The following is a 26,121-nucleotide window of genomic DNA, read 5'->3' on the forward strand; positions in this document are numbered from 1 at the left end:
TCAGGCAAACCGCACCCTGATTCCAGGGTTTGTACTGATCGCTCCAAAGGAGCTTGTGATGAAAACCATCTCTCGCATTACCCTCGGCGCACTGCTGGCGGCATGCTGCGCAAGCACCGCATTTGCACAGACATCGCAGGGTTCGTGCAACCCGTATGCGCCCAAAACCCGCGCCGAAGTGAAAGCGGATTACATCCAGTGGCGTGCGGCGGGCTACGATCCGCAGGATTGGATCAACTATCCCTACAACGCGCAGCAGGCCGGACGGATCGTCGCACAGCGGCGTGCAATGGCGGGTATTCCGGCTGGCTGCGTGCAGTAAACGTGTCTGCTGCGGCAAGCGCACTTGCCGCGCCTTGCCTGGTGTCGCGCCGCACCGTCCGGGCGCCGGCACGGTATCATCTCGCCCCTTCGATAACACATAAGCAGCCCGGCATCCGGGACTGTTGCATCGGCTCCACGCCAGCCATGCCGATCCGGTACATCAGCGTCAATCGTGACTACAATCCGCCCGTAGCGCTTTGCGAGCGTCCGCCGCCGTGTGAAGCGGCGGCGCCTGCCGAACAACACAACAAGCAACTTCATCACGATCCGAGACCCGCCTAATGGACTCCGTAAAACGATACTTCGGCTTCGACGAAGCTGGCACCAATCTGCGTACCGAACTGCTCGCAGGCCTGACCACCTTCCTGACGATGGCGTACATCATCTTCGTCAACCCGGCGATTCTCGGCGACGCAGGCATTCCCAAAGATGCCGTGTTCGTCGCGACCTGCCTGGTTGCGGCGCTCGGCTCGCTGATCATGGGTCTGTATGCGAACTATCCGATTGCGTGTGCCCCCGGCATGGGCCTGAACGCGTATTTCGCCTATACGGTCGTCAAAGGCATGGGCTTCACATGGCAGGCAGCGCTCGGCGCGGTGTTTATCTCCGGGTGCCTGTTTATGATCGTCACGCTGTTCCGCGTGCGCGAGGTGATCGTCAATGGGATTCCCCATTCGATCCGCATCGCCATCACTGCGGGTATCGGTCTGTTTCTCGCGATTATTTCGCTGAAGTCAGCCGGTGTGGTGGTCGGCAATCCGGCTACGCTGGTCACGCTCGGCAATCTGCATGACCCGCATGTGATTCTCGCGGTGATCGGCTTTTTTGCCATCGTCACGCTCGATTATCTGCGGGTACGCGGCGCGATTCTGATTGGTATCGTCGGCGTAACCGTGCTGAGCTTTTTCTTTGGCGGTAACCAGTTTCACGGCATCCTTTCGGCGCCGCCGTCGATCGATGCGACGCTGTTTCACCTCGACATTCGCGCGGCCCTCTCGGCTGGTGTGCTCAACGTCATCATGGTGTTCTTCCTCGTCGAGCTGTTCGATGCGACCGGCACGCTGATGGGCGTCGCCAACCGCGCGGGCCTGCTGGTCGAAGGCAAGATGCATCGTCTGAACAAGGCGCTGATCGCCGATAGCACCGCCATTCTCGCGGGCTCCTTGCTGGGCACGTCGTCGACCACGGCTTACATCGAAAGCGCATCGGGCGTGCAGGCGGGCGGGCGCACCGGCGTCACGGCGATCACCGTCGCGGTGCTGTTTCTGCTTGCACTGTTCTTTGCGCCGCTCGCGGGCGTGGTGCCCGGCTATGCGACCGCACCGGCCCTGCTGTATGTGTCGTGCCTGATGCTGCGTGAAATGGTCGACCTGCCATGGGACGACGCCACCGAAGTGGTGCCCGCCGCGCTCACGGCGCTGCTTATGCCGTTCACTTATTCGATTGCGAACGGTGTGGCATTCGGCTTTATCTCGTACGCGGGACTGAAGCTGCTGACGGGCAAGGCGCGTCAGGTCAAGCTGGTGGTGTGGATCATCGCGGCGATCTTTCTGTTCCGCTATTTCTATCTGGGCGCCGACTGAGCATCGGTTGGGCGGCGGGCGAGCAGGCAGGCGCCGCCGCTCAAGCCTGGCAGCGCCGGGCTTTGCTTGATTAGCCTTACTGAGTAGTGCCCGGAGGTTGCGTCAGTTGCGCCAGTTCGCTTCGTAGAAGCGCACATAGCCGCTGCGCAAAACCAGGCATTGTGCACGCGTTTCCGACAGCAGACGGCGCGTTGCAGCTTCAATACGCGCCCGATGCTCGGCGAAAGCGCCGACCATATCTTCCAGACGCGGCGATGCCGCGCCGTAGTGGTCCTCAAGTGCCTCGGCGGTGATCATGCACTCCACCCTTTCTCCATCAATCATTGCCGGGAACGCCAGGGTAAGTTCGCGCCCTGAATACTCAGGGGTTTCGTTCGGGAAAATGATCTGCATGGGATTCGCCTTGGTTTGACAGGTGGATCACTCGAGGCCGCGCACGCCTGTTTTTAGGTGCCTCCCTCAGTGCTCGAGGCGCGGGCTACACCAACCGCAGAAACGCGCGCAAACACGCTCGCTGCGGGTGATTTCATTACTGTAGACGAGTTCCGGCGCGCCGCAAGTTTTCCTTCGAGGTGGCCCAATTCTGGTGCAGGTCAAACCCTGCCCGGGGCCACACTACCCACGCTGCGTGCGCTGCGGACACAGCCGCGCCCGCCAGCGGGTGTACCTACGCATCCGTCGTCGACCTGCTTGCGTCGGACAGCCTCGCAGGCTGTCACCGAGCTGTCTACGAGTGATCTCGCGGCCAGAGATTCAGGAAAGCGGCAGAGGCGATAACGCCCAGTGCCACCGTTGCGGCCCCCGAGAGGGTCACCCCGTTCTCGTCGAACAACATTCCGTGGATCACGACCGCTATGCCTATGACTGCGATAAACGTCGCAAGCAGTGCAAGGACAACCCCTACTTCCGTATGTTCCGTGTGCACCATGGCGTACTCCCAAACTGGCGCTAGCGAGGCGGGCAAGGCCTCAATGGGGCACGGCGCGAACGCGTCCCATAGTTCAAATCATTGCACCTCTGCGGGCGAAATCAAGTACGGAATAGCCCGCAGCGTGCGGCATGCGGGGTATGCGCCCGATCCTGTAAGATGAAACTTCGACGGCGCGGCATGCTGCGCTGCGGGATGGCAACGGACGGGCAATGTACCCGCTGTGTCGAATTCCAACCGGAGACGAGCAGTGACCCATCGCCCTTGCACGCCCCCTATGGCGCCCGCCCCTGGCCACGCCCTGGCTGGCCATCTGGATCTGATTGCGCAGTCCCATGCACGTTCGCTCGAGGTGGGACTGCGCGCTTCGGAAACGCCTGATTTCCATCCATTGCGCCAAACGGCCCTGCGCCGGCTCGTCGAGCGCAATCACTCGCTGTATGCGCATGCGCTGCCGGTGATGGAGACGCTGCACGCGCAGATCGTCGACACCCAGAGCATGGTGCTGCTCACCGACGATCACGGCGTGATCCTGCATAGTCTCGGCGACAGCGACTTTATCGAAAAGGCCAACCGGGTCGCGCTATGTCCGGGCGTGTCGTGGGCTGAAGCGGACCGCGGCACCAACGCGATCGGCACTGCGCTGGTCGAGCGTCAACCGGCGGTCGTGCACGCCGACGAACACTTTCTTCACGCGAACCGCATCCTCACCTGCTCGTGTGCGCCGATTGCCGATCCGTATGGCCGCATCATCGGCGCGCTGGATGTGAGCGGCGACACGCGCGGTTTTCATAAGCACACCTTGGCGCTCGTGCGGATGTCCGCGCAGATGATCGAAAACCATCTGTTTGCTAATCAGTTTGCCGATGCCGTGCGGATCCATTTTCATGCGCGCGCCGAATTTATCGGCACACTGTACGAAGGGCTCGCGGCATTTGCGCCTGACGGCACGTTTCTGTCGGCCAATCGCAGCGCCCTGTTTCAATTAGGCGAGCCGCTTGCGGCGCTGCAACGGCAATCGTTCGAAACGCTGTTCGGCAGCGCATTTGCGGCCCTGCTGCAACAGACGCTCTGCGCGCCTGGCGAATGCACGACGCTGATGCTGCCGAGCGGTGTGCGCGTAATCGCGCGCGGTGAATTTGCTGCGCCGCGTCAGTTCGTGCAGGCCGGCGGCGTTGGCGGGCAATCGGGCGTGGCCACGGTGATTCGTCCGACAGCCCGTGCGGTAACGCCGGCGACGCTCGCCACGCTCGATACCGGCGACACGCGGATGGCGGCGATCCTGCGCCGTGTCGAGAAAGTCCGCGGCCGCGATATTCCGATCCTCGTGCTCGGCAAAACGGGCACCGGCAAGGAATGGCTGGCCCGCGCGATCCATCACGATTCGCCGCGCAGCACGGCGCCGTTTATCGCCGTCAATTGCGCGTCCCTGCCCGACACGCTGATCGAGGCCGAGCTGTTCGGCTACGAAGACGGCGCGTTTACCGGCGCAAAAAAACGCGGCCGCGTCGGCAAGATCGTGCAGGCTGACGGCGGCACGCTCTTTCTCGACGAGATCGGCGATATGCCGCTCGCGCAACAGGTGCGGCTGATGCGTGTGCTGCAGGAGCGCACGGTAACGCCGCTCGGCAGCACGCGGGCGATTCCGGTCGACTTGCGGATCGTCTGCGCAACCCACCGCAATGTGCGCTCGATGATCGAAGACGGCACCTTCCGTGAAGACCTTTACTACCGGATCAACGGGCTGGTCGTGAGCTTGCCTGAACTCAGCGAACGCACGGATATGCCGGCGCTCGTGTCGCACATCCTCGCCGCGCAGTGCGAGGGCGAACGGATGCCGGTGCGCGTCTCGGATGACGTGCTCGCGTGTTTCAGACGGTGCCGTTGGCCTGGCAATCTGCGGCAACTGGCGAACGTCCTGCGTACGGCCGCGATCATGGCTGAAGGTGCAGCGCAGATCGAGATCGAACATCTGCCGGAAGATTTCCTGCAGGACTGCGACGATGCGTCGGACGTCGCAAGGGCGCGGGAGATTGCGACAGAAGCAGTGTCCGCAACGACGACGACGCACAACGCAAACGCAGCCGCCGCGCCCCAGCGCACGTCCGCTTCGCCAGCCTCGCCGGCGCGGATGGAAGAGTGGCAGGCTACCCTGATCGCGCAAACCCTCTCGCGCCACGGCGGCAACGTCTCCGCTGCGGCACGCGAACTCGGCCTCGCGCGCAATACGGTCTACCGGTATCTACGCCGCGCGCCGAACCCATCAATGGGAACACCGGGGCAGCGCAAGTAGCGACGCAACTTCACCGGTATTCGCAGTCGGACAGGCGAGTCTGAGGTATCGTGACGGGCTGACTCCAATCCCACGCACGATGGTCGCTGTCTGAAGCAATGTCCGAAACCAAGCCCCCATTCTCGGTGCGGGTCGAGCCACTCGGCCGCACGTTCGAAGCCCCCGACTCGCTGACCGTGCTCGAAGCCGCCGGCTTCGCCAATCTGCGTTTGCCGCGCTCGTGCCGCAATGGCACATGCAGGACGTGTATGTGCCGGCTGGTCAGCGGCGCGGTCTCGTACATCATCGAATGGCCGGGATTGAGCCGCGAAGAGAAGGCCGAAGGATTTATCCTGCCCTGCGTAGCGGTGGCGCAATCGGATGTGGTGATCGAGGTACCGGACGCCGTGGAGATAATCTAGCGGCTTTGATGTCCCGCACCCTTCACGCTCTCCGTTCGCACACGCTTGCCCAGACGCAAAATAATGGTGGCCACCGCGCTTTCGACCCGGCAACGCGACGTCTCGATCACGAGATCCGGGTTGGCCGGAACCTCATAAGCAGACGAGACGCCGGTGAATTGTGCAATCTTGCCGAGTCGCGCCTGCGCGTACATGCCCTTCGGATCGCGCTGCGAGCAAAGCTCGGCGGACGCCGAAATGAAAGTTTCCAGAAAGCCAGCGCCGATAATCCCCCGGGCCAACTCACGCTGAGCGGCGAGCGGCGAAATGGTGGCGACCAGCACCACGTGACCCATCTGCTGAAACAGTCTCGCAACATGAGCAATGCGGCGAACATTTTCGAGGCGGTCAAGATCTGAAAATCCCAGATCCGAACACAGGCCCTCTCTAAGCGTATCGCCGTCGAGCACCACGACTTTTGTGCCCTGCTCCAGCAATGCTCTGTTCAGTGCCTGCGCTATCGTGGTCTTACCCGCACCTGGCAGTCCCGTCATCCAGATAACCGGCGGTAAATCGGCGCTCGTCAATCCAACATTGGCGTTCATGAAATCGCATCCAGATTATTTTCGACCTCACTTTAACGTTTGCGCGCCGATTTTCCGTCGCAGAAAAAAATAGTCTCTTTACCGAAAATTTCGCCGCCGCATTGGGGAATGGATGCGTTGTCCGGCGACGGCGTTCCAGGTGGAAACCGGCCGCGCCCGGTCATTCGCGTTGAATGAACAGTGTGTTGTCATTTCAGCTGATTTTCTCAAGCAGGCAACGGACTACACTCACGGCACTCCATCACCGTGAACGCATCATGCTGCTCGCATTTTTTATCTTGTCGCCGCTAGCCATATGGGCGCTGATCGGGTTCGCGCGTCGTATCAATCCGCTCACTGGCCATTTCACCCCCGGCGAATGGCGCCGCCGCTCGCTTGAAACCCTCAAGGTAAGCCGGCCAATGTAAAAGCTGCGCGCGAGGCTGGCGATTTTTTCAAGCGCTCGGCTTAACGATGGCCGTCGATGTCGAGGCCAGTTGACTCGGGCGCGCCGCCCGCCAGAAATGCTTCAAGTCCGAACAGCCACGCGAAGCAGAACGTGACGCGAGCCAGCGAGCCGCCATGCCGTTGTGAACGGGAAGCCTCAGCGTTCGCCTCGGGCGGTGCGAGCGGTAGTACCGGGCGGGGCGAGGCGTAGTCGGCAGCGGTGTGGTCAGGGCGCATGGTGATTCTCGTTATGTGCTTCGGGTAGCCTCACCAAGCAAACGGCGTGCCTCCCCGCCCGAGCCCCCGCCCAGCCGACGAAACCCGTGTTCCATGCATCAAAGGACACCCGGATTCCGTCGCAACTGTCTCACCTGCGCGAACCTAGCGCGCGTTCGATTTTCTGGTCGGTCTTGTACTGGCTCAGCGCATATACCGACCAGATCGCTGCTGGAATCCAGCCAATCAATGTGATCTGCAAAATCAGGCAGATGATCCCGGCGAACGGCCGGCCGATCGTAAAGAACTGAAACCACGGCAGGATGATGGCAAGCAGCAGGCGCATGCAGATTTCCTTATGACATCCGGCTTGCCTGACTCGAAGCGGCGTACCGGATCAATTGACTGGAGCGAAGCGCGGCGCACTGCCGGCTTCGTATTCGACCGCTCGAAAATGACCGGAGCTGGACGCGCCAAGATCGTACCATTGGCGGTTTGCGGACCTTAGGGCTGTGGGTCCGCAGACACAGATGCATTTTTGTTCGCGTGGCGGGCAGAATTTTTTCGTGCGATAAGGGAAACACCTATGGGTAATCCCTATTCCACGGAGCAACAGATGGCCACGCTAGAAGCGTTTCGCGCCGTGCTTGACGATGAAGGCACGCCGGAAATCATCCGCAATCACATCATTGATTCGCTGCAATACACGCTGCGCAATTACGGGCAGGTATTCACGTCGAAGGAAGTCGAGTGGCTAGCCGTTTGGGATGACGCCCGCATTCCGCTCGCCGCCTCACGTGAACTGAAGAAACGCGTCGCGGAAACCACCCGCTGACACGATCACCATAAAGAGTCGCCGGCCGGAAGCGCTGGCGCCCTCCCATGCCGTCCGTCCGGGCATCCTCTCGCCGCTCGCAACGGGGTCCACGAGAGCGTCTGCCGTGCCGTTTTCAGGCCCGCCGTTGCTCGCGCGGCAGGTTTTGCTATCCAAGCTGGCCCATTTAGTGCATCATATTGGAATAGCTGTATTCGGCACCTGCAGTATCGGCAGCACCAATCGGCATCTCCGCAGTACCCCCGACTGTTCGACCGCCGCCTGTCGGCGATCCCGTCACTCCGGCAATGCGTAACATGCATTCGCCGTCGCGAGTTGTGCAGTTTTCATGCGCCTGATGTCCACGCGACATTAGCGTGTTTCTTCTCCATCCAATCCGCGATTTTGCGCGGCTGCGCTCAAGCCCCCTGCCATCGGGCCTGTGCCACTCTTTTTCCATGGCGGCGCGCCCCAAGGTGCTGCGCTGCCGGGCCTGTTGTGCCGGGCGTAACACGCCTGACACGGCAGCCACGTATTACAGGACAAGTACTTCATGAATCAAGTTGTAAAGACCTACAAGGGCTACGAAATTCATCCGCTCGTGTATCCGCGCCGTCCCGCTGACGGCACGACCAGCCGCAATCCGGACGCAGGCTACGAAGCCTCGGTGCGCATCTGCCGCGTTGGCGCCAATCCCGCAGCCGACGGCCGGGTGTTCCGCCTGCCGTATCTGTGGCCGTTCGAAGGCACGGGCAAGGCCCGCATCGCTTGCATGGCGCACGCTGAACAGTTGATCGACGGCCGCGTAGACGGCCAGTCGGTGGCCGATCTTTGATTGGCAATCGCAAAACTGCCCCCATCTACGCAAGGTGCGCCTCGCGCGCCGCGCCGCGCCGCTCCATCCTCTGCGGGTGCGCCGTGACGGCACCCGTCCTACCTCATTACAAGCTCTGCCATTGAGCAAGGCACCCTTACCCCATCGACCAGGAGTAATGCATGGCGAAAGAAGAACTGCTTGAACTTGACGGTATCGTCGACGAAGTACTTCCGGATAGCCGTTACCGCGTGACGCTCGACAACGGCGTCGTAGTTGGCGCTTATGCGTCCGGACGCATGCGCAAGAATCACATCCGTATTCTCGCGGGCGACCGCGTGACGCTCGAACTGTCGGTCTACGACCTGACCAAAGGACGGATCAATTTCCGTCACAAGGACGAACGCGCCTCCGGTGGCGGCGGCGCCCGCAATACGCAGTTCCGTCGTCGCTAATCGTAGTTGAAATGGCGGCGCGTTTACTGCCGCCTTGCGGGCTGGTGTTGAAGAGCCATCGTGTTGATGGCCTGTTGATTGCCTCCACCCGCTAGCGAAACTTCTCGCGCGCCTACTCCGGCTTGAGTAATGCCAGAGCGGCGCGCAGTGGAGTCGCATCGCCGCCGAGCTGCTCGCTGGCTTCGATTGCCGCGTCCAGCATCGGCTGACGCATGCGCAACATCAGCGCCTCATCGACTCGCGAACGTGGCCCTGCCAGCGTGAACACGCCGGCAAGCGGCCGTGCCGCCGAAAACACCGGCGTCGAAACCCCCGCCGTATCGGCATCCCGCTCTCCCACCGACAGGTAATAGCCGTCGCGGCGGATTCGCTCGAACAGTTCTCCATGACCGCCGTCGAACGCGCTTAGCACGCGTCCGCCTGAGCCTCTGTCCATTGGCAGGACGTCGCCCTCGCGCACGTGATCGCGGATCGCGTGGGTCGAATCGACGCGATGCAAACACACGCGCAGATCTTTCTGCCGCACGTAGAACGACACGCTTTCGCCGCTGGCGTCGCGCAGGCGGCGCATCAACGGCAACACCACATCCCCTAGTTGCAGACTGCGCTGATACAGCGCGCCCAGTTGCAACGTCGCCGGACCGACGTAGTAGAGACCATCGTCCGAGCGCAGCAGCATCCGGTGATGCGCAAGCGACGCGATCAACCGCAGGATCGTGCTTTTGTAGAGGCCCGTGCGAGCGGCAAGTTCGGCGAGGGAGACGCCTTTATCGTCAGGGCGAAACGCGAACAGGATGGCGAAGGCGCGATCGAGCGCGGCGACGCCGTCGGGTGCGTGCGAAGGACCCGCGGCAGCGTCGGCGTCCGCGGTGGAGGGACCGGAAGCGCGGGAAGATCTTGAGGCAGCCATAGGGAGTGTGCGAGGCGAGCGGTGAAAAGCGCTGGGGAGCAACGTTGAGAAACGCCGGATTGACCGGCGTTATGCCCGGCAGAACGCTATCTTACCCGCCGCGGCCGGGTGTATTCCACTGCGCCGTCAAGACCGACCCGGTACTCGAATCCGTGATGAATACAGAGCTGTGATGCGGTCCGCCAAACGTGACATTGGTGATCGTACGGCCCGCGCACGATTCGATTTTGGCGATCCCCTCGCCATGCGGATTCAGCACGAACACCGCGCCAAGCGATGCATGCGCGACAAACAGATTGCCGTCGCGGTCCATCGTCAGGCCGTCAGGGCCGCTGACGCCATAGAACTGAGCAAAGCGCCCCACCTTGCTGGTGCTGCCATCATCGAGCAGCGGCAGGCGCCACACCGAGTTGTCACGCGTCATCGCAACAAACAGCACCTTTTCGTCGGGACTTAGCACCAGTCCATTCGGGCTCGGGCCGTTCGTAATCAGACAGTCGAGCCGTCCATCGGGACGCAGCCGGTAGACACGCCCCGTGGGGTCATGCAAGCCCGTCTGGCCCTGATCGGTAAAGTAGATATCGCCATTGCTCGCGACGATCAGATCGTTCGGTCCTTTGAAACGCTCGCTGTTGCGCCGTGCGATGACCGGGCTGAGCGCGCCGCTCTCCGGATCGAATGCGAGGATGCCGTTCTTGTAGTCTGCGATCAGCAGCCGGCCATCGGGATGCCATGCGAGGCCATTTGGCTCGCCATCGTATTCGGCCACCACGCTCCATTCGAACTCCGGCGAAATCCGCAAGATGCGGCCGTACGGAATATCGACCAGATACAGATTGCCATGCGGGTCGAAGCATGGCCCTTCGATAAACGAATCCACCACTGCCCCGCCCTTGTTGGCGCGCGACCACTCCGTCACGTCGTGGCGGCGCATCGGTTGCGGCATGGCCGTCAGGATCGCGGTTCCGACGATGGGCGGCACAGGAGACCAGTTCATTGCCCCTCCTCTTCCTGCTCGAGATGGCGTGTTGCGGGCCCGGTATAGCGATAGGCCATCTGGCGCGGCATCGGTCCCTTGTTGCGCTCGCCGCGGCCGCGCTGCTCCCACGCATGAGACAGAATGCCGACCGCGCGTGACAGGCAAAAGACGCCGCGCGCCAGTTCGGGGGCGAAGCCAAGCTCGGCGTAAATGACGGCGGTGGCGCCGTCGATATTCATCGGAATTGGCTTCGCTTTGCGCTGCTTGAGCAAGGCCTCGATAGCACGCCCGATGGCGGCGTATCGTCCGGACACGAAACCTTCGGCGGCGGCTTCGTCGACCATGCCAAGCAGGCGGCCCGCGCGCGGATCGACAGGGTGGAAGCGGTGCCCGAAACCCGGCAGATATTTGCCGTGCTCTGCAATGAAGTGGTCAATGCGTGTCTCGACCGCTGCTTCCAGCGTTGCGCCGTCGGCCTGCGCACGTTCGATCGCATGGAAAAGCTCGACGGCCTGTTGCCCTGCGCCGCCGTGCACATCGTCGAGGGTATTCAGCGCCGAGGCCATGGCACCGTTCAGCGGCAATCCACAACTCGCCGCCATACGCGAAATCGCAATGGAAGGCGCATGCGGACCATGATCGACGGAGGCCACCAGCGCTGCTTCCAGCAGACGTGCCTCACCCGCGCCCGGCAAATCGCCGCGCAGCATCAGCCAGATCATCTGCGGAAAACTGATCCGCCCGATCAGCTCCTGAATCGGATAGCCGCGCACCTGGATCGAGCCCGGGTGAATATCGATGATCGAGGTGCTCCAGTAATCGGCAGCGAGCGTGGCGGAGTCGAGCGGGGTTTGAGTCATAGCGGTTGTGTCGGTGATGTCGGTGATGTCGGTTGTATCAGCGATTGATGTCTTCGAGCGCGAGGCCTTTAGTGGCGGGTCCCATGATTCCGATCAGCAGCATCACAAACACCATGCAACTGCTGATCATGACGAACACGCCATTCGCGCCGAAATCGCGCAGAAAGAATGCCACCAGAAAGCCGGAAAAGATCGCGCTCAGGCGGCTCCATGAGTAGACAAAGCCAATCGCCCGCGCACGGATTTCGGTCGGATACAGTTCAGACTGATAGGTCTGAAACGAGTAAGTCATGATGGTCAGCGCGAGGTTCATACAGAAGCCGAAAACAATGAGCCCCAGCGAGCCGGTCTGATGCGCGAAAGCGAGCCCGAATACGGCGATCGCACCCGACGAGCCGACCAGACTCCACTTACGCTCGATCCTGTCGGCAAAGTAGAAAAACAGCGCAGGCCCGAGCGGCAACGCAATCGACATCAGGAAGGAGTACTGCAGGCTATGCACGAGATTGATGCCCTTGCTCGTAAGTAGCGAAGGAATCCAGTTGCTAAAGCCGTAAAAGCCGATCACCGAGACCGCGTTATAGACCGACATCATGATCGTGCGCTTCAGATACGGCGCTTTGAGGATGTCGCGAAAGCGGCGCTCGACAGTCGGCACGCTGTGCGCATGCGGAACCGCCGCCGGCAATGGTCGGCCATACTGGCGCTCGACAATGCGCTCGATCTGCTGCGTCACCCGCGCCGCTTCATCGAGTCGGCCACGCGTCACAAGCCAGCGCGGACTTTCCGGAATGCCTAGCCGGATAACCCATACGATTGCCGCGCCGACGGCGCTCGCCAGCACGACCCAGCGCCAGCCATCGAGACCGAATGGTTGTTGCGGCACGAGCCACCACGACATTAATGCGACCACCGGCACCGCGCAGTAGGGCACGATTTGCGTGATTGCAAAGGCGCGGCCACGCAGATTCTTCGGTATCAGCTCCGCGACGTAGGTGTTGATGGTCACCATCTCGACGCCAAGGCCGATCCCCGCAAGCAGACGAAACAGATTCACGCCGAGGGCGCTTTGCTGAAACGCCATCATGAGGCTCGCCGCCGTGTAGCCCAGCAAGGCCACCACGAAGATGCGTCGGCGTCCGAAACGATCGGCAAGAAAGCCGAGTCCCATGGTGCCGATAAAGAGCCCGAGAAATGTCGACGCCACAAACGCAGCGATGCTGTTCATGGCGAAGATCGATGTCGACGTCTTGACGAACAATCCGCTCACAATCAGCCCCGGCGCAATATAGCCGGTCATAAACAGATCGTAGAACTCGAAACAGCCGCCGAGCGATAGCAGGAACACAATGGTCCAGATATGCCGCGTGGCAGGCAACCGGTCCAGGCGCGCGACAATACCGCGTGCCTGGCTCTCCTGATCGACGCGGTGTTCCACGCCGTCCGCAAAGGTGCTACGGGCGATCGTATCTGATGCTTGTCTCATGAATTTCCCCATTCAGGTCTCTTCGGGACGCGGGCTTAAATAGCGCCGTCTTTTCGCAGTTGCGCAATGGCGCTGGCGTCGAACCCCAGACGCTGCAAATGCGCGTCTGTGTGCTCGGACAAATGCGGCGCGCGCGAGGTAGGCGCACCGCTCGAAATTTCTCCTTTGGCGTCGACAAAGCGAAAGCCCGCGCGGGTCACACGCTGGACCGTCTCACCGTCCTGCAACTCGTGGACAAAAGCGCGTTCGACCAGTTGCGGCTGGCTGATTGCTTCCGGTACGCTCAGTACCAGGCCGGCCGGCACGCCGGCCTCCGTCATGCGTTGCTCCCAGTTGCTGGCGACGTCGCGAGTGAGCGCGGCTTCGATCTCGTGCTTCAGTTCGAGGCGATACTGCTTGCGTGAATTGCGCTCGCTAAAGCGTTCGTCATGTGGCAAATCCGGCCGGCCGATTAGTTCGCATAACGCAATAAACTGCTTGTTCTCGTTAGCGGCGATATTCAGCATGCCCTCGCCGCAGACGAAGGTCCCGGACGGCGCGGCCGTGAAGTTTTCATTGCCCATCGGCGTGGGCGTCACGCCGGCATTCAGATAGTTGGAGACCACCCAGCCCATGCTGGAGAGTGTCGCTTCCAGCATCGACACATCGATCACCCTTCCCTCGCCGGTGCGTTGAGCTGCCACCACAGCCGCGCAGATCGCCAGCGCTGCGCTCATGCCGCCGACGGTGTCCGACACCGGGTAGCCGACGCGCAACGGTGCGCTTTCGGCATCGCCTGTCACGCTCATTGCCCCCGACATGCCCTGGATGATCTGGTCATAAGCAGGACGATGCGCCAACGGACCGTCATTGCCGAAACCCGAGATCGCGCAGTAGACGAGCCGCGGGTTCACTTCGAGTAGCGCTGCCGCGCCCACACCCAGGCGGTCCATCACGCCCGGGCGGAAGTTCTCGACCAGCACATCGGACTCGGCCACGAGCTTGCGCAGGATCTCTTTGCCCGCCTCGTGCTTCAGATTGAGCGTCAGCGACTCCTTGCCGGCGTTCACGGCCACGAACGACGCGCCCATATTTCGCGCCGACGCTTGCGGGTCGGCGCCTAAGCGACGGGCGAGATCGCCGCCAGCGGGATTCTCGATCTTCAGGACGTCGGCGCCGAGCAGCGCAAGCTGATAGGTGCAGAACGGGCCGGAAAGGACATTGGACAAATCCAGCACGCGAATGCCGGAAAGCGGGAGAGAAACCATCACGAGCCTTTACTGGGGTTCTGATTGTCGTTCTATCTGATAGAACGCCGTTCTATAATTCGATTGGGCGGATTGTGGTCCTTGGGATTAGGGTGGGGAATAGGGGTTACCACCGAGCAGCTAGCACTGCGGAGCGTGCGAAGGTGAGTGACAGCAACAGGGAAACGCCTCTCTAACATTCGCCGCGTTAGCCCGAATCGCCATGACCAGCGTACGCATATCCGACTTTCGGCGCTGGGACTCACGCGCGGGCTCTGGTCGCCCATGCGAGGTTTGGCGCGAGAGCAAGCGGCGTATTACACCCGTCTCGTAGCGGCCGACCCACGTCGTAAGGGCGATTACGATGGCCGGGGGGTATTGAGCGAAAGCGGTCTGGTGGAATTCATCACCTTCGCTATGAATGCCAGAAGCAGAAGTGAGCACGGCTTAACTACACAGTTGCCTATCACGCGCCACTCCTGTGCGCTGCGTACGCATCGCACCACCGCGGTGCGCCCCAGACCCGCCGGCGGTTGCATGTTCAGCCCAAAACCGCTTACAGCAACGAGCATCAATGGCATATAGCTTGCTTCCAGTCTCTCGGCGTCCATCGCCCGCTGACTGAAACGGCGAAACCTACAAAGCCTCACCCGACCCGCCAAAAGCCGCCGCCCCCCTGCCGACCCATGCTGCGTGTACTGCTCGTAACCGACACCGATAAGCCGATTGGCGATCTGCGCGAAGCCCTTGCGCGGCTAGGCTACGACATGCTGGCAGGCACCGCGGCCTCGCAGGCGCTGCACAGGAGAGTGGAAAGCGAGCGGCCCGATGTGATCATCATCGACACTGAATCGCCATCACGCGACACGCTCGAACAGCTGGCGGTAATGAACGCGACCGCCCCACGCCCCGTGCTAATGTTCAGCAACGACACCAACCAGCAACTGATTCGCGACGCCGTAGGCGCTGGCGTCACCGCTTACCTCGTCGAGGGACTTGCGACAGAAAAGCTCGCGCCGATCCTCGAGGTAGCGCTCGCCCGCTTCGCCCAGGAAAGCCAGCTACGCGAACGTCTCGCCCAGGCCGAAAACGAACTGGCCGAGCGCAAGCTGATCGACCGCGCCAAACGTCTGCTGATGGATCAGCAGAAAATGACCGAACACGCCGCGTATGCAAACCTGCGCAAGCGTGCAATGAACCAGGGCGTCAAGCTCGTCGAGGTCGCGCGCCAAATCGTCATGACCGCAGACTTGCCCAAATAGAGCGTGGCTCATGAACCAACCTGCTCCCATTAGCCAACCCTCCGCACCTATGCGGCTAGAGAAAACGCATCTGCGGCTGGGCTTTGTCTCGCTCGCTGACGCGGCACCGCTCGTCGCGGCGAAGCTGCTCGAATTCGGGCACGCGCATGGCCTGACTCTGGAATTATTGCGTCAACCGTCATGGGCCGCGCTGCGCGACAAACTGCTTGCTGGCGAACTGGATGCCGCTCACGCGCTATACGGTCTCGCGTATGGCGTACAGCTCGGCCTGGGTGGTCCACAAACGGATATGGCCGTCCTGATGGTGCTCAACCGCAACGGTCAGGCTATTACGCTTTCGAACCGCCTCGCCGACGCGTTGAGCGAATATCAAACGCTCCCGCGTGCATTGGCGACGCTCGGTCGCAAGCCGGTGTTTGCGCAGACTTTCCCGACCGGCACGCATGCCATGTGGCTCTACTACTGGCTGGCGTCGCAGGGCGTACATCCGTTGCGCGATATCGAAAGCGTTGTAATTCCGCCGCCTTATATGGTCGCGGCGCTGGCCGAAGACCGGCTCGATGGGCTGTGTGTCGGCGAACCGTGGAATGCCGCCGCTGAAGCGCGCGGCGTTGGTCGCACGATCGCGTACAGCAGCGAGATCTGGCCCGACCATCCGGAGAAGGTGCTCGCCTGCCGACGCGATTTCGTGGACCAGCATCCCCATACGGCGAAGGCGTTGGTGCAAACCATGCTTGAAGCGTGCCGCTGGCTCGACGGCGACGGACATCGCAACGAGATTGCGCGTTGGCTGGTGCGGCCGGAGTTTATCGGTATCGATGAAGCGTTGATTGCAAAGCGGCTAACGCACGATAGCGGATCGCTGACTCCTGGTCGTCTACCGGTGCGGTTTTTCGAAGACGGTACGGTGAACTATCCGAGAGCGGACGATGGCGTATGGTTTCTCACTCAATACGAACGCTGGGGGATGATCGCGCACCGCGACGATTATCGCGAGATCGCAGCGGCGATCAATCAGACCGAGTTGTATCGTGATGCGGCGGAAAGCATGGGTATTGCGATTCCGGCTGAAAGCGTCTCGCAGCGACTGATAGATGGCCGGGTGTGGGACGGTAGCGAACCCGATCGCTATGCGACTGGGTTCGAGATTCATGCCTAACGGGGCGGCCGGCGCTGGACCTGCCCCCCCTTTACCAGATGCAGACCAAAAGCAGCGATAACACCGTTATGCGTTCGTACCACGTTTGGATCGACAGGCGCACCGGCGGCCAGAAGTGCTGCGCGAGCTGCGTCAAACATCGCGTAGTAGGCGCGATTGCATGCCCCGTTGACATCGCCGTCGCCGAGCAACAATGCCGCTGACGATGATGCGCGAATCGCCTTCGCCAACAGCTCACGCGCGTTCACCACAAACGCACCCCATCGCTTTCGATATTGCGCAGCAACTCAGGATTGGAATACAACTCGGGATGTGCCCATTCCTCTTCCCAAACGGGAAGCGGTTGAACCCGGATTCCCGTTTCCAGCAGCACATCGAAAGCCAGATCCGCCAGCGTCAATTTGGCGTCCATAAACTCGCCCCTGCTTCCTGGCAGCACAACGGCAATATCGGCATCGCTATCCGGGCGAAACTCGCCCTTCGCGCGGCTCCCGAAGAGTATTGCGCCTGTCACCGTAAATGCCTGGGCCGCCCTGTCGAGAAAGGCGAATGCAGTCTGCTTTGTAGCGGAATCAATCGGATGTTCAGTCAGGGTGTGCATATGCCACGCCACATTAGTAACTATTCACTGAGTATCATATAACAGGACACCACGCGGGCGTCGGGCCGGCGGGAACATCAGCAGCGTGGCGAGACAGACACATGGACTCAGTGAAGCGCTTAGCCGCCCGCTCGCCTAACCATTCCCCCCATGAAACAGCGTCAGCTTGTTCGACACCGAATTCACCCCAGACACTGACTTCGCAACCGTTTCAGCCTGAGTAATCTGATCTCCGGTATCGACGCTACCGGACAGTGTCACCGCACCGCTGCGCGCTCGCACGTACACATTCGAAACGTTAAACCCCTGGGCCTTCGATAGCGCGCGGCGTACAGCCCGCGCAAGCGCCCGGTCTGCCTTCGAAACGGCTTTTTTGGAACTCGTCATCGAACTGGTGTCTGGTGCGGACATCGCGTCGCTAGCTTGCGCATAAGCGGCAACGGGCATCGCAACCGCCGCTGTCAGACATAAAGCGCTCAAGATTCCGGCTGTCTTCACGTTCATCTCCTGTTATTGCCAATCGTTGGCCAGCGTCATTCGTCTGCGGGAAGGTCTGAAAATTGCCGATTAAACGGGTAGACGACGCGCCGACCTTGTTCAATCTAATTCATCGGCTAGCAAAGCGAAAGCGCAAAGCGTCCGACAACCGTTATTTTTCCAGCCGTTCTCATTCGCCGGCAGCATGATCGCTGGAAGCAAGCGCTGGTCCCGCCGACTGACTCCACCCGCCCCCAAGCGAGCGGTATAACGCCACCGCAGCCAACGCATGCTCGCGCTTCGCCTGATTCAGCGAATCGGAGTCCTGCAGATACGTCTGCTGCGCCGACAAAACATCGAGGAAGTCCGTCGCGCCGCCTTTATACAACTGGTTCGCCAGCTTGAGCGACTGGTCCGACGCGCCCAGCGCATCGTTCAGTTTTTGCGTCGATGCTGTCGTGCTGACCAGATCGCTGCGGGTATCTTCCACTTCCCTGAGCGCCTGCAACATCGTCTGCTGCAGATTCAGCTGCGATTCGCGCATTTTGCTTTCACTTTGCTGAATATCCGCCGTGATCCGGCCTGCGTTGAAAATCGGACTGCTGGCGTTCAATGCCGCGCTAAACAGGTTATCGGTCAATGTCGGCAAGCCAATATATGAAGCGGCCAGCAAGCCATCGCTCAGATTCAGCTGGAATTTCGGGTAACGCTCCGCTCTCGACACCCCCACTTCCGCGGCACGCTGTTCGACGGTGGCATAGGCCACCAGCACATCGGGACGGCGCAGCAAGGCTTCGGACGGCAGCGTTGTAGGCGCGGCACCTTCCGGGTTAGGAATCGGACCAGGCGTGGCCAGCACCAGCTTGTCCACCGACTCCGGCGTGCGGCCCGAATACACGGTAATCAGGCTAAGCTCATGTTCGATCGTCGATTGAGCGCGTGGGATTCGCGCCTGCAGTTCATCCAGTTGATTCTGTGCACGAGCGACATCGAGTTGCGTCGACAAGCCGTACTTGAGACGTTCCTGAGTCAATTGCAATGCACGCTGCCGGATTACCTGGTTATCCTGCAGAATCTTCAGTTCCGATTGCGCCCAGCGCAAATCGACATAGGCCGATGCGGTGTTGGCTGCGAGCGCAAGCCGCAGTGCATCCTCGGCATGCTGTTGTCCGACCAGTTGCGCCTGGGCCGCCAGCAGATCGAGCCGTTCTCCGCCGAACACATCGGGCGACCAGTTCAGCGCGAGACCTACGCCGCCCTCACGCACGTAGCCGAGCGGCGGCGGCGTGTTGATACGGCTATCGGCAGCGGTCGCGGTCGCGTCGAGTTCCGGCAGCAGCACCGCGTGCTTCTGCGTGGTAATCGCTTGCGCCTGCTTGACGCGCTCCGCGGCTGCCCGCAGATCCAGGTTGCCGGTCAGCACAGAGTCGACCAGTTCGTCGAGTACCGGATCGCCGAACTGCGACCACCAGGTCTTTGCGTCGACAGCATCCTTCGGTGCTTCGACGCTCCAGCTAGCCGGTGCGACGGTTCTCACCGTGGCCGGCAAATCAGCGTGAGTAGCCGGCTGAACCGCACATGCGGCCAGCAAAACACAAGCCATAATTTCTATCAGGAGCTTTTTCATGATTGGCCTCAATGTGCGTCAGGCGGCGGCGCACTGTTAGAGAAAGGTTTGGAAAACAGCACACTTGCTATTGCCACGATGAAGCACAGCGACAGCACATAGAAGGTGTCCGAGTAGGTCAGCACCAGGGCTTCGCGCAACACCAGTGCGTGAAGATTGGCGAGCCCGGACTGGGTCGTGTTGAGCACATCGCCTGCCACGGATGACCAATGCGCGGTTTGCTCGGTCAGCAAGGACTCGACTTGCGGACTGCCGGTCGTGACGCTTTCGTTGAGCCGCAGATAGTGGAAGTTGAGGCGGTCGTTGAGCATGGTCGCGCTAACCGCAATGCCGATCGCGCCGCCCAGATTACGCATCAGATTGAACAGTCCACTGGCTGACTTCAGCCGCGACTGGGGTAGCGATCCGAGCGCCATCGTGACAATCGGTGGCACTGCGAACTGCTGACCGATGCCGCGCAACGCCTGCGGCAACAGCAGTTGCTGCCAGCCCCAATCGTGCGTCAGCGGTACATACAGGTAACAGCCGAGGCCGAAGCAGATCAACCCGAACAGCAACAACAGGCGCATATCGACAAAGCGCGCCACCATGGCATAGACCCCGAGGGCGAACAACTGGAATACTCCGACCGAAAGCAGCGCGATACCGATCTGCAGCGAACTGAAGCCGCGAACCTGGCCGAGAAACTCAGGCGTGAGAAACACCGCCACAAAGATCCCGATTCCGGTGATGAACGACAGCAAGCTGCCGATGCCGAAATTCCTTACCACCAGCGCACGCAGATCGACGATGGGGTCATCGGTGGTCAGCGCATGCACGAGAAAGAGAAAGCCGCAGATCGCCGAAATCCACGTACAGGTAATGATGATGTGATCGCCGAACCAGTTCTTGCGCGGACCTTCTTCCAGCACATATTCGAGGCAACCGAGAAATCCACTCATCAGCAGGATTCCCAGATAATCGCCCTTCTTCAGCAACGACAGATCCGGCTTATCGACATTCACATACTTCGGCACCAGCGCAGCCACCACGACACCTGGCACGACATTCAGATAGAACAGCCAGTGCCACGACCACTGATCGGTGATCCAGCCGCCGATTACCGGCCCGATCGCCGGCGCAAGCGAAGCCAACGCGCCGATCGTGGTAGACGCAACCAGCCGCTGCTTGCCGGGGAACAGCACGAAAGCCGTGGTGAATACCGTCGGGATCATCGCCGCGCCCATGGCACCCTGCAGGCCGCGAAACAGGATCATCGAGTTGATGTCCCAAGCGATGCCGCACAGCATGCTGGTAATGGTAAAACCCACCGCAGAGGCGACGAACAGCCAGCGCGTTGAAAACACTTTGGAAAGCCAGCCGGACATCGGAATCACGAGAATTTCCGCGATCAGATAAGCCGTCTGGACCCACGACAACTCATCCTGACTCGCAGAGAGGCCGCCGCCAATGTCCCTCAACGAGGACGCGACGATCTGGATATCCAGGGTTGCCATAAAAAATCCCAGACACATGAGTGCGAATGCAAACACGCGTTGCCGCATCGGCTGGGACGCCGGATCGAGGGGATGAGCGCTTGTCATGATGTTGGCCTTGTCCGCTCAATGAGCGCTCGATGCTTGCGAGCCGTCCGCGAGATGCACTTCGACGGTCGCAGACAGACCGGGGCGCAATACGTTCTCCATGCCGCGCGGCACGTTCAGGCGAATCCGTACTGGTACGCGCTGCACGATCTTGGTGAAGTTGCCGGTCGCGTTTTCGGGCGGCAGCACGCTGAAGGTGGCGCCGGTAGCAGGCGCCAGGCTTTCGACATAGCCGTGCACGGGGATGCTCGATGCGTCGAGCGCCACGTCGGCCTTGTCGCCGATCTGCATTTTCCTGAGTTGATCTTCCTTGAAGTTCGCGTCCACCCAGAGATCGGTGGACGGCACCACCGTCAGCAAAGGTGCGCCGATATTGGCCAACATACCGACCCGCGCGGTGCGATTGCCGATATAACCGTCCACCGGCGAGCGGATCGTCGAGTATTCGACGTTCAGTTGTGCGACCCGTTGCGCGGCCAGCGCCGTGTTGACGCGCGCCTGCGCATCGGCGATCTGCGCGCCCAGCACATCCAGTTCTCGTTGAGCAGCAAGCACCGCTGCCCCACTGCTTTGCACCGCGGCCTGTGCCTTGGAGAAATCCGCGTCGGCACGCTCGACAATCTGGTTGGACACGGCGTCGTCCTTGACCAGTTCGCGATAACGCGTCTGGTCCTGAGCGCTACGCGTCAGTTCAGCCGAAGAGGCCCGCACTTCCGCCTGGTGCTGGTTGATCACCGCCGCCTGCAAGACCTGTTGCGCCTGCAACTCCGATACGGCGGCACGGGCGCTATCCACTTCTGCCGTGGCCTGCGCAAGCTTGGCGTCATAGTCGCGCGCGTCCAGCCGGATCAGCACCTGGTTTGCGCTGACGTGCTGGTTGTCCTGCACGAGGATGTCCGTGACGAAGCCGTTGACCTTTGGCGCCATCACGGTCACGTTGCCGCCGACGTAGGCATCGTCGGTAGATTGCTCGAAGCGCAGGACAAGGAACCAGTAGCCCGCAGCGGCTGCAAGGACCACCGCCACGAGACCATAGGCAAGGCGCATCCATGGAATGCGCCTGCCCTTGGCAGCTTCGGTAGGGGCCGCGGGAACGACTGGAACGGGTGTTGAAGGACTCGACATGTTTTCACCTGTGTATATGCACAAAATTGAATGGAAAATTGCCTTTACTGCCTGGGCCAACGGCCCAATCTTTCTTTAAGCCTTCGAAACGTCGCGGGTCAGACGGAACAGTTCGCGTCGGAGCATGGCAGCCTGCTGCGGTCCAAACTTGCGCTCAAACTCGTCCTGAGCGGCCAGCCAATGCACCATCGCTTCATCCAGCCTCGCGCGACCGCAGGCGGTCAGCACCAGTTGCAGACGCCGGGCGCCCTGTCCATCCGGTTCATTGGCGATCAGACCGTTTCGAAGCAAAGGCCTGAGCGCGCGTACCAGCGTGGTTCGATCCATCACCATCGCCTGTGCGAGTTCGAGCATCGTCAGGCTCGCGCCGTCCCGCAACGCGGTTAGGATGCTGAACTGCGTCGGTGTGACTTCTGCTTCAGACAAATGCCGCTCGTAAAGCTGGGAGATATGGCGGGCGGCTTGCCGGATCGCGAAGCAGTCGTCGTTTTCGGGTGATGTGTGCATGTGCACAGATTAGAGATGCAGACTTGCCGGAGCAATCTCCTGGGCACATCTGATTGTTGTGATTGCGACAAGAATCCGGTCGGCAAGCGGCTTGGGCTGGCTGGGCGCGTCAGCGTCAGCCCGATTATCGGCCTACGGTTAAATCGTCCGACCTATGCCCTGCCCTTCAGATCCGATGCTGCCTCGACGGCCAGCACATCGGCAAAGAACTCCGCCGCGTGTTCGACAAACGCCTTGACCTTGGCAGGCAACAGCGTGCGCGTGTTATACGCGAGCCGCAGATCGACCACGGCATCGATGAGCTCGAATTCTTCGAGAATGCCTACCAGTCGTCCGCCAGACAGCTCGGCCTGGGCCAGGCCTGCGGGCAAGACGCCAATCCCAAACCCCTGCAGCACCATCTCCCGGTTGAATACCGCGTTATTCGAGGCGATATCGTATCTGAGCGGTACCGTCAAATCCTCGGCGCCAAGCCGGAAGGTTAGCTGGGGCTTGCGAAACGCCGGCGAGAGTACGACGACCATGTGCTCGGTCAGCTCCGACGGATGCGTCGGTCGCGAATGCTGCTTCAGATAATCCGGCGTCGCGACGATGGCGAACGGCATGCGCTCGAGCAGCCGCGTGACAACCGTGTCGGAACTCAGCATAAAAGGCAGCACGAGACCAAGGTCGAAGCCGTCCGCGACCAGATCGACGGGCCGCTCCGTGAGCGTCACGTCAAGGCTTACCTTGGGATGTTTGAGCTTGAAGCTGGAGACCAGCGGCACCAGCCGGTTGACGGTGGCGGTGGTATGCGCGACGAGGCGCAGCACGCCACTCGGCTCGCGGGTCTGCGCAGACGCGTCGGCTTCGAGCGCTTCGAGATCGTCGAGAATCCGCGCACAACCTTCGTAGAAGTGTTCTGCCGCTTCGGTCAGTGAAACCTGTCGCGTAGTCCGGTTGAACAGACGGCTGCCGAGACGGCGTTCGAGTCCGGAAATAGAGCGCGACACAATCGGCGTGGTCAGGCCGAGCATGTCCGCGGCACGCGTAAAGCTCCTGGATTCGACGACGGCACGGAAGACTCGCAGACTCTCCAGATAATCCATAGGTCACCTCGTGGTGGACTCGACGAAGAGCAGTTGGCGGCGTGGGCCCGCAGGCCAACGCCGCCAACTTGCTCAATGGAGCGTCAGGAGATTACCGCATAGTTGGGCCCGGCTGGACAAGCTGTGCTCGTCAGCTCAGACCGCCAACTCCAGATCATCCGCAGCCACCACTGGGACACTGCGCCGGATGGCCGGTTCAGCCGCAACGGTCGGCAGGCAACGCTGTTCGGCATCTTCCTGACCCGAGAACAGCGGGCAGCGGCCAAACAGTTCCGCCACCCAGTCGACGAAAACCCGCACCGTGGGCGACAGATGCCGGTTATGCGGATACACCGCCGAGATCGGCAGCGGCGACGGCTGCCATTGCGACAACACCTCGACCAGTTCGCCGGAACGCAGATGAGGCAACGCCATAAACCGCGGCGCCTGCAGGAGACCCACGCCTTTCAGACCGCTCGCGACGTACGCTTCCGCGTCGTTCACGGCGATATTGCCGCGCATCTTCACATCGACGGTTTGCCCGTCGACGCCAAAGCTCAGATCCATCACGCGCCCGGTGCGGCCCAGGAAGTAGTTAACGGCGACATGATCCTGCAGATCTTCGATCGTCCGCGGCGTACCGCGTTGTTCGAGATAAAGCGGGCTGGCCACCGTCACGCGCTGAAACACCCCGATACGTCGCGCGACGAGACTCGAGTCCTGCAGGGTGCCAATGCGGATCACGCAGTCCACGCCTTCCTGAATCAGGTCGACGGGTTTGTCGCCGAAGCCCACCATCAGTTCGATGTCGGGATAGCGCTCATGAAACTCGTCGATCTTGGGCATCACGACCAGCTTGCCGAGCGCGCTCGGCATATCGACGCGCAACTTGCCGCGCGGCGTCCTTCTCGCCTGCGATAAAGAGCTTTCCGTTTCCTCGATGTCCGCCAGGATGCGCACGCAACGTTCGTAATAAGCGGCGCCATCCGGCGTGAGGCTCAGGCGCCGGGTCGTGCGCTGTAACAGCCGTACTTTCAGATGGGCCTCGAGATTCTGGATGATCGTAGTGACCGACGCACGCGGCAGATCCAGCGTGTCCGCGGCGCGCGAAAAGCTGTTCGTATCGACAACCCGCGTGAACACTTTCATTGCCTGAAGCCGGTCCATATTCCGATCCCTTTGAATTCTGACGTTTGCCCGTCTACCCGGGCAGAGTTTGCAAGGCCGGCGGCACGATAACCCGCGCACGATAAGCGCGCACGATAGAAATTCGCGATTTTCCACCAACCAATACGACTGTCCGTATTAAAATTGAACCCATAATGGATGTCAAGGATTCCCCTGGTATCCAGCGGGATAAGGTTCCGGCTTATCCGGCGGCCGTTTCCGTTGACGCCCGAATATGGACGACCGTACAATTTCCTGACCATGCCAAGACCCTCACACCGCGGAAAAATCCTTACCGAAGGCCTCAAGGTTGTCCACGAACGAGGCTTCGCGGGCGCTAGCGTGCGTGACATCGTCCAGGCCGCGGGCGTTCCGCAAGGGTCGTTCACGAACCACTTTGCCTCCAAGGAAGCGTTCGGTCTCGAGGTTCTCGAGCTTTACTTCGCCAATAGCCGCCAGGTCCTGGACGAGACGCTGCGCAACGATGCGCTTGCGCCGCTCAAACGGCTGGGCGACTACATCGACTGGAACATCTCCCGCCTTTGCGTGAACCAGACGCGCAACGGTTGCCTGCTCGGCAAATTTGCCCTGGAGGCAAGCGACTACAGCGATGCGATTCGCCATCGCGTCGTGGAGATCTTCGCGGAGCAGCAGCAATGCCTCGAATACTGCCTGGCGTCGGCGGTCAAAGCGGGCGAATTGCCGGCGGATTTCGATTGCAATGATGTCGCTGGCTTTATCGTCGCCTCGCTTCAGGGCGCGTTTATGCTCGCCAAGGCACAACGCAGCGCGCAGCCGGTGGTCCGTTTCAGGCATGTCCTGTTTTCGAAAATCCTGCGCTGAAGAAACATACAGCGCGCCGCCGTATTTGCGGCGCTCGATGTCCTGCCATGCGTAAAGATATCGTCGGCTCGCCGGCGTATCTGGCCGAGCGCGGCACGCCTGCCACGCCGGAAGATCTGCTGAACCACGCCTGCCTGCAGCATCGCTTTCAGTCGACCGGCAAGCTGCGTGCCTGGCTTCACCGTACGCGAACCATTGCGACGTGGAACACTCGTGCATGTGCTGCAAGAACTGCCCGGCAATCCCGGTGTACTGCGAGCGTTATGGCCTTCCGGCCGGCATCTCTCGCCGAAGATTCGTGTCTTCGTGGACTTTATGGGCGAGCACCTGTTTCCCTCCTCAGACGCTAGGCAACAAGACGGCTCGCCGGTTGAGTTTCGTTAAATCTTTTAGACTCACGACAT

The 26,121-nt window shown here is 61.0% G+C and carries 31 protein-coding genes; 12 read left to right on the forward strand and 19 right to left on the reverse strand.

Annotated elements, in window-relative coordinates:
- The first annotated feature begins 58 nt into the window (after positions 1-58).
- Both P3T17_RS30000 and P3T17_RS30005 read left to right on the forward strand, forming a co-directional pair.
- Positions 59-322, forward strand: a complete 264-nt coding sequence (locus P3T17_RS30000) for a DUF4148 domain-containing protein (RefSeq protein ID WP_429410149.1) — start codon at positions 59-61, stop codon at positions 320-322.
- 283 nt (positions 323-605) lie between these two features.
- Complete coding sequence (locus P3T17_RS30005; RefSeq protein ID WP_429410151.1) at positions 606-1,907, forward strand: NCS2 family permease; 1,302 nt, start codon at positions 606-608, stop codon at positions 1,905-1,907.
- 102 nt (positions 1,908-2,009) lie between these two features.
- On the opposite strand, the gene P3T17_RS30010 is transcribed toward P3T17_RS30005, so the two are convergent.
- Positions 2,010-2,300, reverse strand: coding sequence for a DUF1488 domain-containing protein (locus P3T17_RS30010; RefSeq protein ID WP_074268726.1), 291 nt, complete (start codon positions 2,298-2,300; stop codon positions 2,010-2,012).
- Positions 2,301-2,634: 334 nt separating this feature from the next.
- Entirely contained in the window at positions 2,635-2,835 is a 201-nt protein-coding gene (locus P3T17_RS30015; protein ID WP_074268727.1) for a DUF2964 family protein, read from the reverse strand.
- Between the two features lie 250 nt (positions 2,836-3,085).
- Here P3T17_RS30015 and P3T17_RS30020 point away from each other — a divergent pair, with 250 nt between their 5' ends.
- Together P3T17_RS30020 and P3T17_RS30025 are read left to right on the forward strand one after the other, a co-directional pair.
- Entirely contained in the window at positions 3,086-5,128 is a 2,043-nt protein-coding gene (locus P3T17_RS30020) for a sigma-54-dependent Fis family transcriptional regulator (RefSeq protein ID WP_429410153.1), read from the forward strand.
- 98 nt (positions 5,129-5,226) lie between these two features.
- The gene (locus P3T17_RS30025; protein WP_429410155.1) at positions 5,227-5,529 is read left to right on the forward strand and encodes a 2Fe-2S iron-sulfur cluster-binding protein; all 303 of its coding nucleotides are present in this window, start codon (positions 5,227-5,229) and stop codon (positions 5,527-5,529) included.
- On the opposite strand, the gene cysC is transcribed toward P3T17_RS30025, so the two are convergent.
- Positions 5,526-6,113, reverse strand: coding sequence for an adenylyl-sulfate kinase (gene cysC, locus P3T17_RS30030; protein WP_429410157.1), 588 nt, complete (start codon positions 6,111-6,113; stop codon positions 5,526-5,528). The two genes, P3T17_RS30025 and cysC, sit on opposite strands and share 4 nt — an antisense overlap.
- Before the next feature lie 257 nt (positions 6,114-6,370).
- Between cysC and P3T17_RS30035 the strand changes: the two genes are divergently transcribed.
- Positions 6,371-6,520, forward strand: coding sequence for a hypothetical protein (locus tag P3T17_RS30035; RefSeq protein ID WP_167379457.1), 150 nt, complete (start codon positions 6,371-6,373; stop codon positions 6,518-6,520).
- 40 nt (positions 6,521-6,560) lie between these two features.
- On the opposite strand, the gene P3T17_RS30040 is transcribed toward P3T17_RS30035, so the two are convergent.
- Positions 6,561-6,776 carry a hypothetical protein gene (locus P3T17_RS30040; protein WP_429410160.1) on the reverse strand — a complete coding sequence of 72 codons (216 nt, stop codon included), beginning with the start codon at positions 6,774-6,776 and terminating at the stop codon, positions 6,561-6,563.
- 130 nt (positions 6,777-6,906) lie between these two features.
- Positions 6,907-7,101 carry a YqaE/Pmp3 family membrane protein gene (locus P3T17_RS30045; protein WP_122158953.1) on the reverse strand — a complete coding sequence of 65 codons (195 nt, stop codon included), beginning with the start codon at positions 7,099-7,101 and terminating at the stop codon, positions 6,907-6,909.
- A gap of 270 nt (positions 7,102-7,371) precedes the next feature.
- On the opposite strand from P3T17_RS30045, the gene P3T17_RS30050 reads away from it, so the two are divergent.
- From P3T17_RS30050 to infA, 3 genes are all read left to right on the forward strand, one after another.
- Complete coding sequence (locus P3T17_RS30050; protein ID WP_074268734.1) at positions 7,372-7,590, forward strand: hypothetical protein; 219 nt, start codon at positions 7,372-7,374, stop codon at positions 7,588-7,590.
- 532 nt (positions 7,591-8,122) lie between these two features.
- Positions 8,123-8,404, forward strand: a complete 282-nt coding sequence (locus tag P3T17_RS30055; RefSeq protein WP_074268736.1) for a hypothetical protein — start codon at positions 8,123-8,125, stop codon at positions 8,402-8,404.
- Between the two features lie 161 nt (positions 8,405-8,565).
- A complete protein-coding gene (gene infA, locus P3T17_RS30060; RefSeq protein ID WP_042325066.1) occupies positions 8,566-8,838 on the forward strand; it encodes a translation initiation factor IF-1 in 273 nt (90 codons plus the stop codon).
- A gap of 112 nt (positions 8,839-8,950) precedes the next feature.
- Here the strand turns inward: infA and P3T17_RS30065 are convergent, their stop codons facing one another.
- The 5 genes from P3T17_RS30065 to P3T17_RS30085 form a co-directional block, all read right to left on the reverse strand.
- Positions 8,951-9,748, reverse strand: coding sequence for an IclR family transcriptional regulator (locus P3T17_RS30065; protein ID WP_429410162.1), 798 nt, complete (start codon positions 9,746-9,748; stop codon positions 8,951-8,953).
- A 91-nt stretch (positions 9,749-9,839) separates the two neighbouring features.
- On the reverse strand, positions 9,840-10,745 hold the full coding sequence (locus P3T17_RS30070) for an SMP-30/gluconolactonase/LRE family protein (protein WP_429410164.1): 906 nt from the start codon (positions 10,743-10,745) through the stop codon (positions 9,840-9,842).
- The gene (locus P3T17_RS30075; RefSeq protein WP_429410167.1) at positions 10,742-11,587 is read right to left on the reverse strand and encodes a citryl-CoA lyase; all 846 of its coding nucleotides are present in this window, start codon (positions 11,585-11,587) and stop codon (positions 10,742-10,744) included. Before P3T17_RS30075 ends, P3T17_RS30070 begins: the two co-directional genes overlap by 4 nt.
- Before the next feature lie 37 nt (positions 11,588-11,624).
- Complete coding sequence (locus P3T17_RS30080) at positions 11,625-13,073, reverse strand: MFS transporter (RefSeq protein WP_429410170.1); 1,449 nt, start codon at positions 13,071-13,073, stop codon at positions 11,625-11,627.
- Between the two features lie 35 nt (positions 13,074-13,108).
- Positions 13,109-14,320 carry a CaiB/BaiF CoA transferase family protein gene (locus P3T17_RS30085; protein WP_429410376.1) on the reverse strand — a complete coding sequence of 404 codons (1,212 nt, stop codon included), beginning with the start codon at positions 14,318-14,320 and terminating at the stop codon, positions 13,109-13,111.
- A gap of 665 nt (positions 14,321-14,985) precedes the next feature.
- On the opposite strand from P3T17_RS30085, the gene P3T17_RS30090 reads away from it, so the two are divergent.
- Together P3T17_RS30090 and P3T17_RS30095 are read left to right on the forward strand one after the other, a co-directional pair.
- Positions 14,986-15,561: an ANTAR domain-containing response regulator gene (locus P3T17_RS30090; protein ID WP_429410172.1), complete on the forward strand. Its 576-nt coding sequence runs from the start codon at positions 14,986-14,988 to the stop codon at positions 15,559-15,561.
- Between the two features lie 10 nt (positions 15,562-15,571).
- Positions 15,572-16,720, forward strand: a complete 1,149-nt coding sequence (locus P3T17_RS30095) for a CmpA/NrtA family ABC transporter substrate-binding protein (RefSeq protein WP_429410174.1) — start codon at positions 15,572-15,574, stop codon at positions 16,718-16,720.
- Here P3T17_RS30095 and P3T17_RS30100 read toward each other — a convergent pair.
- The 9 genes from P3T17_RS30100 to P3T17_RS30140 form a co-directional block, all read right to left on the reverse strand.
- Positions 16,717-16,971 (reverse strand): HEPN domain-containing protein, encoded by a 255-nt coding sequence (locus P3T17_RS30100; protein WP_429410176.1) that lies wholly within the window; start codon positions 16,969-16,971, stop codon positions 16,717-16,719. The two genes, P3T17_RS30095 and P3T17_RS30100, sit on opposite strands and share 4 nt — an antisense overlap.
- The gene (locus tag P3T17_RS30105; RefSeq protein WP_074268744.1) at positions 16,965-17,321 is read right to left on the reverse strand and encodes a nucleotidyltransferase domain-containing protein; all 357 of its coding nucleotides are present in this window, start codon (positions 17,319-17,321) and stop codon (positions 16,965-16,967) included. Before P3T17_RS30105 ends, P3T17_RS30100 begins: the two co-directional genes overlap by 7 nt.
- 135 nt (positions 17,322-17,456) lie before the next feature.
- A complete protein-coding gene (locus tag P3T17_RS30110; protein ID WP_074269485.1) occupies positions 17,457-17,819 on the reverse strand; it encodes a BON domain-containing protein in 363 nt (120 codons plus the stop codon).
- Between the two features lie 169 nt (positions 17,820-17,988).
- Complete coding sequence (locus P3T17_RS30115; RefSeq protein ID WP_429410178.1) at positions 17,989-19,425, reverse strand: efflux transporter outer membrane subunit; 1,437 nt, start codon at positions 19,423-19,425, stop codon at positions 17,989-17,991.
- A gap of 8 nt (positions 19,426-19,433) precedes the next feature.
- A complete protein-coding gene (locus P3T17_RS30120) occupies positions 19,434-21,008 on the reverse strand; it encodes a DHA2 family efflux MFS transporter permease subunit (RefSeq protein ID WP_074268746.1) in 1,575 nt (524 codons plus the stop codon).
- 18 nt (positions 21,009-21,026) lie between these two features.
- Positions 21,027-22,133, reverse strand: coding sequence for an HlyD family secretion protein (locus P3T17_RS30125; protein ID WP_429410180.1), 1,107 nt, complete (start codon positions 22,131-22,133; stop codon positions 21,027-21,029).
- 75 nt (positions 22,134-22,208) lie between these two features.
- Complete coding sequence (locus tag P3T17_RS30130; RefSeq protein ID WP_074269486.1) at positions 22,209-22,640, reverse strand: MarR family winged helix-turn-helix transcriptional regulator; 432 nt, start codon at positions 22,638-22,640, stop codon at positions 22,209-22,211.
- Between the two features lie 152 nt (positions 22,641-22,792).
- Positions 22,793-23,728, reverse strand: coding sequence for a LysR family transcriptional regulator (locus P3T17_RS30135; protein WP_074268748.1), 936 nt, complete (start codon positions 23,726-23,728; stop codon positions 22,793-22,795).
- 135 nt (positions 23,729-23,863) lie between these two features.
- Positions 23,864-24,874, reverse strand: a complete 1,011-nt coding sequence (locus P3T17_RS30140; RefSeq protein ID WP_429410182.1) for a LysR substrate-binding domain-containing protein — start codon at positions 24,872-24,874, stop codon at positions 23,864-23,866.
- A 261-nt stretch (positions 24,875-25,135) separates the two neighbouring features.
- Here P3T17_RS30140 and P3T17_RS30145 point away from each other — a divergent pair, with 261 nt between their 5' ends.
- Positions 25,136-25,717, forward strand: coding sequence for a TetR/AcrR family transcriptional regulator (locus P3T17_RS30145; protein WP_074268750.1), 582 nt, complete (start codon positions 25,136-25,138; stop codon positions 25,715-25,717).
- A 219-nt stretch (positions 25,718-25,936) separates the two neighbouring features.
- Complete coding sequence (locus P3T17_RS30150) at positions 25,937-26,101, forward strand: hypothetical protein (protein WP_254369102.1); 165 nt, start codon at positions 25,937-25,939, stop codon at positions 26,099-26,101.
- Positions 26,102-26,121: the final 20 nt, after the last annotated feature.

This window comes from Paraburkholderia sp. GAS82 (assembly GCF_050436285.1).
Lineage (GTDB): Bacteria > Pseudomonadota > Gammaproteobacteria > Burkholderiales > Burkholderiaceae > Paraburkholderia > Paraburkholderia phenazinium_B.

Coding starts and splice junctions, on each gene's coding strand:
- P3T17_RS30070 (WP_429410164.1), bottom strand. CDS start 10,745: ATGAACTGGTCTCCTGTGCCGCCCATCGTCGGAACCGCGATCCTGACG.
- P3T17_RS30125 (WP_429410180.1), bottom strand. CDS start 22,133: ATGTCGAGTCCTTCAACACCCGTTCCAGTCGTTCCCGCGGCCCCTACC.
- P3T17_RS30145 (WP_074268750.1), top strand. CDS start 25,136: ATGCCAAGACCCTCACACCGCGGAAAAATCCTTACCGAAGGCCTCAAG.
- P3T17_RS30075 (WP_429410167.1), bottom strand. CDS start 11,587: ATGACTCAAACCCCGCTCGACTCCGCCACGCTCGCTGCCGATTACTGG.
- P3T17_RS30095 (WP_429410174.1), top strand. CDS start 15,572: ATGAACCAACCTGCTCCCATTAGCCAACCCTCCGCACCTATGCGGCTA.
- P3T17_RS30130 (WP_074269486.1), bottom strand. CDS start 22,640: ATGCACACATCACCCGAAAACGACGACTGCTTCGCGATCCGGCAAGCC.
- P3T17_RS30115 (WP_429410178.1), bottom strand. CDS start 19,425: ATGAAAAAGCTCCTGATAGAAATTATGGCTTGTGTTTTGCTGGCCGCA.
- P3T17_RS30085 (WP_429410376.1), bottom strand. CDS start 14,320: ATGGTTTCTCTCCCGCTTTCCGGCATTCGCGTGCTGGATTTGTCCAAT.
- infA (WP_042325066.1), top strand. CDS start 8,566: ATGGCGAAAGAAGAACTGCTTGAACTTGACGGTATCGTCGACGAAGTA.
- P3T17_RS30055 (WP_074268736.1), top strand. CDS start 8,123: ATGAATCAAGTTGTAAAGACCTACAAGGGCTACGAAATTCATCCGCTC.
- P3T17_RS30105 (WP_074268744.1), bottom strand. CDS start 17,321: ATGCACACCCTGACTGAACATCCGATTGATTCCGCTACAAAGCAGACT.
- P3T17_RS30025 (WP_429410155.1), top strand. CDS start 5,227: ATGTCCGAAACCAAGCCCCCATTCTCGGTGCGGGTCGAGCCACTCGGC.
- P3T17_RS30140 (WP_429410182.1), bottom strand. CDS start 24,874: ATGGACCGGCTTCAGGCAATGAAAGTGTTCACGCGGGTTGTCGATACG.
- P3T17_RS30065 (WP_429410162.1), bottom strand. CDS start 9,748: ATGGCTGCCTCAAGATCTTCCCGCGCTTCCGGTCCCTCCACCGCGGAC.
- P3T17_RS30040 (WP_429410160.1), bottom strand. CDS start 6,776: ATGCGCCCTGACCACACCGCTGCCGACTACGCCTCGCCCCGCCCGGTA.
- P3T17_RS30005 (WP_429410151.1), top strand. CDS start 606: ATGGACTCCGTAAAACGATACTTCGGCTTCGACGAAGCTGGCACCAAT.
- P3T17_RS30120 (WP_074268746.1), bottom strand. CDS start 21,008: ATGACAAGCGCTCATCCCCTCGATCCGGCGTCCCAGCCGATGCGGCAA.
- P3T17_RS30090 (WP_429410172.1), top strand. CDS start 14,986: ATGCTGCGTGTACTGCTCGTAACCGACACCGATAAGCCGATTGGCGAT.
- P3T17_RS30080 (WP_429410170.1), bottom strand. CDS start 13,073: ATGAGACAAGCATCAGATACGATCGCCCGTAGCACCTTTGCGGACGGC.
- P3T17_RS30045 (WP_122158953.1), bottom strand. CDS start 7,101: ATGCGCCTGCTGCTTGCCATCATCCTGCCGTGGTTTCAGTTCTTTACG.
- P3T17_RS30135 (WP_074268748.1), bottom strand. CDS start 23,728: ATGGATTATCTGGAGAGTCTGCGAGTCTTCCGTGCCGTCGTCGAATCC.
- P3T17_RS30015 (WP_074268727.1), bottom strand. CDS start 2,835: ATGGTGCACACGGAACATACGGAAGTAGGGGTTGTCCTTGCACTGCTT.
- P3T17_RS30050 (WP_074268734.1), top strand. CDS start 7,372: ATGGCCACGCTAGAAGCGTTTCGCGCCGTGCTTGACGATGAAGGCACG.
- P3T17_RS30000 (WP_429410149.1), top strand. CDS start 59: ATGAAAACCATCTCTCGCATTACCCTCGGCGCACTGCTGGCGGCATGC.
- P3T17_RS30010 (WP_074268726.1), bottom strand. CDS start 2,300: ATGCAGATCATTTTCCCGAACGAAACCCCTGAGTATTCAGGGCGCGAA.
- cysC (WP_429410157.1), bottom strand. CDS start 6,113: ATGAACGCCAATGTTGGATTGACGAGCGCCGATTTACCGCCGGTTATC.
- P3T17_RS30035 (WP_167379457.1), top strand. CDS start 6,371: ATGCTGCTCGCATTTTTTATCTTGTCGCCGCTAGCCATATGGGCGCTG.